Below are 8,211 nucleotides of genomic sequence, written 5' to 3'. Positions count from 1 at the left end.
GCCGGCCAGCGGCACCGCCAGGGCCCACACGGCCAGGGCGGCCGCGGGCGCGCCGATCACGGTGAGGAGCAGTCTTCTGAGGGAGGTGTTCACGCCGCTCAGCCTGGCCCGTCCGGGCGGGTCGCCACATCGGGCCCGCGGTCGCGCTCTGTCCGTCCCCGGTGGGGTACGGGTCCTCCTTTAGTAGGTGATGGCTCCTTCGTACCGGCGACTAACCTTTGGCCGGTGAGCAAGATGCGACCCCAGCAGCCCCTGGCCGTGGCGGTCATGGCCCTCGGGGTGGGCGGCCTGACCGGCGTGACGCTGTGGGGGCAGAGCGGCGGGGCGTTGCTGTGGCCGGATGTCGCGGTCGCGGTGTTGAGCCTGGTCGCGGCGCTCGCCCAGCTGTGGTGGCCGGTCTCCGGGGCGCTCGCCGCCGCCCTGCTCGCCGTGGTCTCCCCGGTGGCCACGCCGGCGGCGACGACGGGGGCGCTGCAGGTGGCCCAGCGCAGGCGCTTCCCCGTCGCGGTGGCGGTGGCGGCGACGGGCATGGCGGCCCACCTGGTCCAGGGGCTGTGGCGGCCGAGCTCCGGCATCTCCCTCGGCTGGTGGCTGCTGCTGATCTGCGCCGCGTACGGGGCGCTGCTCGGCTGGGGCGCGCTGGCCCGTTCCCGCCGCGCCCTGCTCATCTCGCTGCACGAACGCGCCCGCCGCGCCGAAGCAGAGCAGGGCCGGCGGGTCGCCGAGGCCCGCATGGCCGAGCGCCGCCGGCTCGCCAGGGAGATGCACGACGTACTGGCCCACCGCCTGTCGCTGGTGGCCACCCACGCGGGGGCGCTGGAGTACCGGCCCGACTCCTCGCCCGACCAGCTCGCCCGGGCCGCCGGGGTGGTCCGCTCCGGCGTCCACCAGGCGCTGGAGGAGCTGCGCCAGGTGATCGGCCTGCTGCGCGAGGACGACGACCTCCTGGACGAGCTCGAACCCCAGCCCACGCTGGCCGACCTGGCGCGGTTGGTCGCCGAAGCGCGCCACGCCGGTCAGGACGTACAGGTCAGCGACGAGACCGGCGGCGCCGCCCCGCCCGCCGCCGGGCGGACCGGCTACCGCGTCGTCCAGGAAGGGCTGACCAACGCCCGCAAGCACGCCCCCGGCCAGCCGGTGGAGGTGCTGCTGCGCGGCACCCCCGGCACGCGCCTGCTGATCGACGTCAGCAACCCGCTGCCCCCGCCCGGCTCGGCGCCGACCGCGCCCGGCAGCGGCGTCGGCCTGGTCGGGCTCACCGAACGGGTACGGCTGGCCGGCGGGCAACTGGACCACCAGAGCACCGGGGGGCGGTTCCGGCTCCAGGCCTGGCTACCATGGCCCGCGTGATCCGCGTGCTCCTGGTCGACGACGACGCCCTGGTCCGTGCCGGGCTGTCCATGATGCTGGACGGCGCCGCGGGCATCGCGGTCGTCGGCGAGGCGGCCGACGGCCAGGAGGCCATCACCGCCACCGACGCCCACGCGCCCGACGTCGTGCTCATGGACCTGAGGATGCCGCGGCTGGACGGCATCACCGCCACCCGCCGGCTCCGCGCCCGCGCCCGTCCGCCGGAGGTGATCGTGCTGACCACCTTCGACACCGACGAGAACATCCTGCACGCGCTGCGCGCCGGCGCCAGCGGGTTCCTGCTCAAGGACACCCCGCCGCCGCAGATCGTGGAGGCGGTCACCCGGGTCGCGGCGGGCGAGCCGATCCTGTCCCCGCGCATCACGCGGCGGCTGATGGAGCGCACCGTCGCCCAGGCCGGGGCCTACGAGCGGGCCCGCGCCGCGCTGGCCGCCCTCACCCCTCGCGAGTACGAGGTCGCCCTGGCGATCGGGCGCGGCCGGACGAACGCGGACATCTCAGCGGAGCTCGCCATGGGCATCACGACGGTGAAGGCGCACGTCTCCAACATCCTCACCAAGCTCGACCTGGACAATCGCACCCAGATCGCGCTCCTCGCCCACGACGCGGGCCTCGCCTGAGCGTCAGGGGTGTTCGTGGCCGAGGTCCGCGAGGCGGGTCAGGGCAGGCAGAGCGGCGGCGATCGCGCGGCGCTGTTCGGGGGTCAGCCGGGCCATGAGCGGGGCCAGGTGGCGGGTGCGGTCGTCGTGGCGGGAGCGGCCGATCCGGCGGCCGGCCTCGGTGATGTGGACGAGCACGGCGCGGCCGTCGGTCGGGTCGGGCCGGCGCTCCACCAGGCCGTCGCGCTCCAGCCGGGTGATGAGCTGGGTGATGCCGGGCTGGCTGACCTGCTCGGTCCTGGTCAGGTCGGTCAGCCGCATCGGGCCGTCGCTGAACGCGAGCGTGTCCAGCACCGACAGCGTCGTGAACGGCAGCTTCTCCAGCACGGGGAGCCGGATGTAGAAGCGGTTGAAGTGCTCGATCGCCGTGGTGAAGGCGTTCACGTCGAGATCGTCGCGAGAGGTGTCGTCCACGCCGAGAACATACCGAATCTTGTCTGAGCTGCGCTGACCCAGGAACGGCCGCGAAATTTGATCATTTGCCCTATCTTCGACGGAAGCGCGACTCGAAGGGCATCCCGTGACCAACACCCCCAGCAACGTGCTGCTCGCCGGAGTCGTCGGCTCCACCGCCTACGGCCTGGCGGGGCCCGACTCCGACGTCGACCGGCTCGGCGTGTTCGCCACCCCCACGCTGGACATGGTCGGCCTGTCCCGGCCCAAGGAGAGCATCGTCCAGACGAACCCCGACCGCTCGCTCCACGAGGTCGGCAAGTGGTGCTCGCTCGCGCTGGGCGGCAATCCGACCGTGATGGAGCTGGTCTGGCTGCCCGACGACCTGTACGAGACCCGCACCCCGCTCGGCGACCAGCTCATCGCCATCCGGGCCGCGTTCCTGTCCGGCCCGCGGGTCCGCAACGCCTACCTCGGGTACGCCACCCAGCAGTTCAAACGCCTCGACCAGCGCGGCGACGGCTCGTTCTCGGCCGACACCCGCAAGCGGACCGGCAAGCATGCCCGCCACCTCGCCCGCCTCCTGCACCAGGGGCGAGAGCTGTACGAGACCGGCCACCTGCCGATCCGGCTCCCCGACCCCGAGGCGATCCGCGCCTTCGGGGAGAGGGTCGCCGCCGGCAGCCTGGAAGAGGCCCAAGCTCTCCTGGCGGCCACCGAGGAGGCGTTCGACACCGTGCGCACGCCGCTGCCCGACCAGCCCGATGAGGCGACGGTCGGAGCGTGGCTGCGCGAGGTCCGCATCGCCCACTGGGACCCGCGGACCTCGCCACCCGTCGTGGGGGATCAGCCGTTCAGCAGCGGTACGAGGTATTCCTCCTCGTAGTCGAGGTGGGCCTCGACCTCGCGGGTGAGCCGTTCGACCTCCGCCAGCAGCGTGCCGGGGGACAGGTCGTCGTCGCGGAGGAGCGTCTGGAGCTCTTCCAGCAGCCGCTGGACGGTCTCGTGCTCGGCGCGCAGCCGGGCCATCACCGGCTCCAGCTCCGGATAGCGCCCCTCCACCGCGGGGAAGACGGAGCCGTCCTCGCGCGTGTGGTGCTCGTGCAGGTTGTTGCACATGGTCAGGCAGTTGACGCGCAGCTGCGCGCCCAGGCGCGGCCCCGACCGGGCGACCTCGGTGCGGATGCGGGCCAGCTCCCTGCGGAAGGCGTCGTGCACCAGCTTGAGCGCGTCGCCCAGGCGGCCCGGCGGCGGCCCGTCGAAGATCGGGAGGAGCGCGACCACGGGCAGGACGCGGCCCGCGTTCTCCTGGTACCGCCCCCAGCCGGGGTCGGCCTCCACGGCGCGGGCGAACATCCGGTCGCGTTCCTCGCCCTCCAGCACGACCGCCTTCGCCTGGTAGGTGAAGACGCCGTCCTCCACGCCGACCTGCGGGTTGGCGACCAGATTGTGGTACCAGGCAGGGTGCCGCGGCGCGCCGCCGGCCGAGGCGATGATCAGGTTGCGCTCGCCGTCGGGCAGGTAGCCGAGGGGCGTGGTGTGGCGCGCGCCCGTGCGCGCTCCGACGGTCGTCAGAAGGAGCAGCCTGGCTCCCTCGAACATGCCGCCGACCTGGCCGCCGTTGGCCCGGAACTCGTCGATGATCTGCTGGTTGAAGTCAATGGGCATGCGTGTATTCGCTCCAAAGAAGGATGGGTTCTTCGATGACCTGGGAAACCCGTCAGAGCACGCCGGAACGACGTGCGCGGGTCAGCTGCGTTCAGGCAGGCCCAGCGATGTGAGAAGTCATCGGCCTCATCCCCTTTGGTTTCGGCGCCTCCATGCCGCCGCCGTCCGCACGGCCGGCGTCACGCGACGCGACGGCCATTACACGTTGATCCGCGACGGATGTCAACTCGCCCGGAGGAAGTGCGCGAGGACGGAGTCGAACCGCCACAGCCGAGGCGTCCGGTTTACAGCCGGGTGGGCTCACCAATGTGCCCAGCTCGCGCATTGTCGATGGTTTTTCCGGGTCGAGAAACGGCAGGCCGTACCCCGTACCGGACTCGAACCGGCGATTTCCCGGTTGAAAGCCGGGCGTCCTGACCGCTGGACCAACGGGGCCCTTTTTCTTACGTACGTCCGGCGGGATTCGAACCCGCACCGTCCGGTTCCTTAGACCGGTGCCTCTGCCATTGGGCTACGGACGTGCCAGTGCTGACGTGGACCGACAGGATCTCGAAACCTGAACTCCTGCTTGCAAGGCAGGTGTGATGCCTTTTCACCATCAGCCCAAAGAGAAAGGCCGCCCGGTGGATTGCCCGGCGGCCTCTGGAGGATCCTTGAGGGGGATTATCCAGAAGCCGGCCCGGCCGCCGCGAGCGCGCCGCCGTACGCCGCGCCCCGGCTATAGTGGCGTTCGGCTGCGAATCGCATGGGAGGCCTTTCCTTTCGTTCTTCCGACGACCCTGACAGTAGCCGGTGCACAGCGGCGCCTGCCATTGATTTATCGTGGGGTATGCGGATCGGAGAGCTCGCCGCGCTGCTCGGGGTGTCCACCCGGACGGTGCGCTACTACCACCAGCAAGGCATCCTGCCGGAGCCCTCGCGCCTGGCCAACGGCTACCGCGAGTACGGCATGCGCGACGCCATCGCCCTGGCCCGCGTGCGGCGCCTGGTGGAGCTCGGGCTGAGCCTGGAGGAGGCGCGCGACGTCATCGCGGACGACCGCTCCCGCGAGCTGTCCGACATCCTCGCCGAGATCGACGCGGACCTGGCCCGGCAGGAGCACGAGATCCGGCTGCGCCGCCGGCGGCTGGCCGAGGTGCTCAAGCAGGCCGAGGCCGGGTCGCTGGGCCCCGACGACACCTCATCGCCCGATCTGCTGGCGTTCCTGCGCACGGTGGAGCTCCCGGCGTCGAAGGCGGCGGCCTGGGACCGCGATCTGCTGGTGCTGATGGACAGCATGGCGACGAGCGGCGATCGGAAGCGGGCGTTCGAGATGTTCGACGCGCTGGCCGCCGACCCCGAGACGACGGCGCGCGGCCACGACTTCTACCGCAGGCTCGACGCGCTGGCCGACGCCTCGCCGGACGATCCGCGGGTGGGGCCGCTGGCGGAGTCGCTGGCCGACTACAGCATGGTGCACCTGCTGGCCGGGTCCGGCCCGCCCGACTGGGACGCGGCGGCGGTCGAGCCGTTCCTCGACGGGCTCGCCCCCGCGCAGGCCGAGGTCGTACGGCAGGCGATGCGGATCATGGCGCGCCGGTGACGCGCGGGGCGACCCCGTCGAGCACCCAGTCGAGACCTTCGTCGAAGTCGGGCTGGACGTCGTCGCCCGCGACGACCCTGGCCACCGCCGGGTAGCGGCCGGTGGCCAGCATCCGGGTGAGGTACGGGCCGACGGTGCTCTGCCACTCCCGCTCGTCCAGGCCGCTGGCGCGCTCGGCCCGCCGCTCGGTGATCTCGAGGCGGACCGCGCCCATCACGTACGCGTTGACGGTGCCGACGACCCGCATCACCGTGGCGACCGGCACGTCCCCCAGCGCGGCCAGGGAGGTCTCCAGGTAGGCCAGCGCGTTGGGCCCCAGATTGGGCCGCCCGCCCAGCAGGTCGGCGAACCACTCGTGGCGCAGCGCCGCCTGCCTGGTGAGCCGGGCGAGATCCCGCAGCGCCGCCCGCCAGTCGCCGCCGGGTGGCTCTGACGGGACGATCTCGCCGTACACCTCGTCCACCATGAGGTCCAGCAGCTCTTCCTTGGTGGACAGGTAGCCGTACAGGCGCATGGGGCCCGCGTCGAGCGCGGCGGCGACCTTGCGCAGCGACACCGCGTCGAGCCCCTCGCGGTCGGCGAGGTCGATGGCCGCGCGCACGATCCGCTCCCTGCTCAGCGGGCTCGGCGTGGGCCTGCTCGGCGGCTCGGGCCGCTCCCAGACGAGCATGGGCTCACCTCCTTGAGGAACGAGGATACACCGTCTATGGTCGATACAGTGTATTGACCAATACACTGTATCGAAAGGATCGTCCCATGACCTCTCCCCGCATCGCCGTCGTCGGAGCCGGGCTCGGCGGCCTCACCCTGGCCCGCGTCCTGCAGGTCCACGGCCTGCCCGTCACCGTTTTCGAACGCGAGCCGTCACCCGATTCCCGCTCCCAAGGCGGCACCCTCGACATGCACGTGGGCTCCGGGCAGACCGCGCTGGCCAAGGCCGGGCTGCTCGACGAGTTCCGCGCGCTGGCCCGGCCGGAAGGGCAGGAGAAGCGGATCCATGACGAGCACGGGACCCTGCTCCACCACGAGCAGCCCGCCGACGGCGACGAGAGCATGCCGGAGATCGACCGGGGGCAGCTGCGCGGCCTGCTCATCGGCTCGCTCGCGGACGGCACCGTCCGCTGGGGCCACGGCGTGGAAGGGGCCGCCGGGCGGAGCGCGCTCTTCCCTGACGGCCCCAGCGAGGAGTTCGACCTGGTCGTGGGCGCGGACGGCGCCTGGTCCCGGGTGCGTCCCGGCCTGTCGGAGGTGACGCCCGCCTACACCGGTGTCAGCTTCGTCGAGACCGGCTTCGAGGAGGCCCGCCACCCCGAGCTGGCGCGGATGGTCGGCAACGGCACCATGTCGGCCTACGGCCCCGACAAGGCCGTGCTCGCCCAGCGCAACAGCAACGGCCGCATCCGCGTCTACGCCGCCTACCGCGGCCCTCAGGATCTGCCCCTCTCCGAGGTGCTGTCGATGTTCGACGGCTGGGCGGAGAGCGTACGCGCGCTCCTGCTGGAGGCCGACGAGCCGTTCGAGTCCCGCCCGCTGTTCACGCTGCCCGTCGGCCATTCCTGGCCGCACACCCCGGGCCGCACGCTGCTGGGCGACGCCGCCCACCTGATGCCGCCGCTGGGCGTGGGCGCCAACCTCGCCATGCTCGACGGCGCCGAGCTGGCCGACGCCCTGGCCACCGAGCCCGACGTGGACGCGGCGGTCCGCGCCTACGAGAGCGTCATGTTCCCCCGTGCGGCGCGCCTGGCCCGCTTCGCCACCGACGGACTCGACGCCCTCTTCTCCCCGGAAGGCGTCAAGGGGGCCCTGCGTCTCTTCAGCGAGCTCACCGGCTGACCACAGCCGGGGTCCCGAAGGCCTGCCGGCCCCGGGTCAGGAGCTCCCGTACGGCCGGGCCGTGGCCGGTGCGCCAGACCAGCGCCAGCAGGGCGGGAGCCTCGACGTCGGCGATGGTGCGGGCCACGAGCCGGTCGCCGTGGCGGGCGGCCATGGAGTCGCTGAGGACGCCGACGGCGACGCCACGGGCGGCAAGGTCGGCGATGGCGTCGGCGGCGCTGGCCTGCAGGGCGATCACGGGCCTGCGGCCCTGCGCGGCGCAGGCCCGGTCGAACACCGCGCGCAGCCCCGTGCCGGGCGGCATGCACACGATCGGGTACGCCTCCAGGTCGCGCAGGCCGACCTGGGGCAGCTCGGCCAGGGGATGGCCGGGCGGGACGGTCACGACGAGGCGCTCGCTGATGATCGTGAGCGCCTCCAGCCCGTCGAGGGCGTCGGTGGCCGTGCCCACCAGGGCCAGGTCGATCGTGCCGGCGCGGACCCCCTCGATGAGGCGGTCCGAGTTGTCCTCCAGCAGGGAGAGCTCCACGCCGGGATGCGCCCGGTGGAAGGCGGCGAGCGCGTCAAACAGCGGCGTGACCGTGCAGCCGATCACCATCCCGACCGTGAGCCGCCCCCGGAGCAGGTCGGTCACCTCGCCCACCGCCTCACCGACCGCCCCCGCCGCCGCGAGCGCGGCCCGGGCGTGCTCCAGAGCCGCCCGGC

9 protein-coding genes and 4 tRNA genes are annotated in these 8,211 nt (G+C 72.7%); 5 read left to right on the top strand and 8 right to left on the bottom strand.

Features of this window, described 5'->3' with window-relative positions:
- The first annotated feature begins 234 nt into the window (after positions 1–234).
- Together ACWDX9_RS55690 and ACWDX9_RS55685 are read left to right on the top strand one after the other, a co-directional pair.
- Positions 235–1,350 (top strand): sensor histidine kinase, encoded by a 1,116-nt coding sequence (locus tag ACWDX9_RS55690; protein ID WP_449970835.1) that lies wholly within the window; start codon positions 235–237, stop codon positions 1,348–1,350.
- Positions 1,338–1,991, top strand: coding sequence for a response regulator transcription factor (locus ACWDX9_RS55685; RefSeq protein WP_350730613.1), 654 nt, complete (start codon positions 1,338–1,340; stop codon positions 1,989–1,991). The genes ACWDX9_RS55690 and ACWDX9_RS55685 overlap by 13 nt, the downstream gene beginning before the upstream one ends.
- 3 nt (positions 1,992–1,994) lie before the next feature.
- On the opposite strand, the gene ACWDX9_RS55680 is transcribed toward ACWDX9_RS55685, so the two are convergent.
- On the bottom strand, positions 1,995–2,444 hold the full coding sequence (locus ACWDX9_RS55680) for a MarR family winged helix-turn-helix transcriptional regulator (protein ID WP_449970832.1): 450 nt from the start codon (positions 2,442–2,444) through the stop codon (positions 1,995–1,997).
- 106 nt (positions 2,445–2,550) lie between these two features.
- On the opposite strand from ACWDX9_RS55680, the gene ACWDX9_RS55675 reads away from it, so the two are divergent.
- Positions 2,551–3,309: a nucleotidyltransferase domain-containing protein gene (locus ACWDX9_RS55675; protein ID WP_449970830.1), complete on the top strand. Its 759-nt coding sequence runs from the start codon at positions 2,551–2,553 to the stop codon at positions 3,307–3,309.
- Here the strand turns inward: ACWDX9_RS55675 and ACWDX9_RS55670 are convergent.
- From ACWDX9_RS55670 to ACWDX9_RS55650, 5 genes are all read right to left on the bottom strand, one after another.
- Complete coding sequence (locus ACWDX9_RS55670) at positions 3,270–4,091, bottom strand: nitroreductase/quinone reductase family protein (RefSeq protein WP_449970828.1); 822 nt, start codon at positions 4,089–4,091, stop codon at positions 3,270–3,272. The genes ACWDX9_RS55675 and ACWDX9_RS55670 overlap by 40 nt on opposite strands.
- A 241-nt stretch (positions 4,092–4,332) precedes the next feature.
- A tRNA-Tyr gene (locus tag ACWDX9_RS55665) sits at positions 4,333–4,414 on the bottom strand.
- Between the two features lie 39 nt (positions 4,415–4,453).
- Positions 4,454–4,526 (bottom strand) — tRNA-Glu (locus ACWDX9_RS55660).
- A 13-nt stretch (positions 4,527–4,539) separates the two neighbouring features.
- A tRNA-Leu gene (locus tag ACWDX9_RS55655) sits at positions 4,540–4,612 on the bottom strand.
- Between the two features lie 13 nt (positions 4,613–4,625).
- Positions 4,626–4,696 (bottom strand) — tRNA-Ala (locus ACWDX9_RS55650).
- 224 nt (positions 4,697–4,920) lie between these two features.
- Here ACWDX9_RS55650 and ACWDX9_RS55645 point away from each other — a divergent pair.
- Positions 4,921–5,673 carry a MerR family transcriptional regulator gene (locus tag ACWDX9_RS55645; protein WP_449970825.1) on the top strand — a complete coding sequence of 251 codons (753 nt, stop codon included), beginning with the start codon at positions 4,921–4,923 and terminating at the stop codon, positions 5,671–5,673.
- Here the strand turns inward: ACWDX9_RS55645 and ACWDX9_RS55640 are convergent.
- Positions 5,657–6,343, bottom strand: coding sequence for a TetR/AcrR family transcriptional regulator (locus tag ACWDX9_RS55640; protein ID WP_449970823.1), 687 nt, complete (start codon positions 6,341–6,343; stop codon positions 5,657–5,659). The two genes, ACWDX9_RS55645 and ACWDX9_RS55640, sit on opposite strands and share 17 nt — an antisense overlap.
- Positions 6,344–6,429: 86 nt before the next feature.
- Here ACWDX9_RS55640 and ACWDX9_RS55635 point away from each other — a divergent pair, with 86 nt between their 5' ends.
- Complete coding sequence (locus tag ACWDX9_RS55635; protein WP_449970820.1) at positions 6,430–7,506, top strand: FAD-dependent oxidoreductase; 1,077 nt, start codon at positions 6,430–6,432, stop codon at positions 7,504–7,506.
- Here ACWDX9_RS55635 and ACWDX9_RS55630 read toward each other — a convergent pair.
- A partial coding sequence (locus ACWDX9_RS55630; protein ID WP_449970818.1) for a LysR substrate-binding domain-containing protein occupies positions 7,496–8,211 on the bottom strand: 716 nt, incomplete at its 5' end. The genes ACWDX9_RS55635 and ACWDX9_RS55630 overlap by 11 nt on opposite strands.

Source organism: Nonomuraea sp. NPDC003201, from assembly GCF_053590415.1.
Note: the sequence above shows the minus strand (reverse complement) of the source record. Positions and strands in the feature narration are given on the sequence as shown.

What these genes read in the sequence shown, in the direction of transcription:
- ACWDX9_RS55645 (WP_449970825.1), top strand. Translation starts at nt 4,921, where the DNA reads ATGCGGATCGGAGAGCTCGCCGCGCTGCTCGGGGTGTCCACCCGGACG.
- ACWDX9_RS55670 (WP_449970828.1), bottom strand. Translation starts at nt 4,091, where the DNA reads ATGCCCATTGACTTCAACCAGCAGATCATCGACGAGTTCCGGGCCAAC.
- ACWDX9_RS55635 (WP_449970820.1), top strand. Translation starts at nt 6,430, where the DNA reads ATGACCTCTCCCCGCATCGCCGTCGTCGGAGCCGGGCTCGGCGGCCTC.
- ACWDX9_RS55640 (WP_449970823.1), bottom strand. Translation starts at nt 6,343, where the DNA reads ATGCTCGTCTGGGAGCGGCCCGAGCCGCCGAGCAGGCCCACGCCGAGC.
- ACWDX9_RS55690 (WP_449970835.1), top strand. Translation starts at nt 235, where the DNA reads ATGCGACCCCAGCAGCCCCTGGCCGTGGCGGTCATGGCCCTCGGGGTG.
- ACWDX9_RS55685 (WP_350730613.1), top strand. Translation starts at nt 1,338, where the DNA reads ATGGCCCGCGTGATCCGCGTGCTCCTGGTCGACGACGACGCCCTGGTC.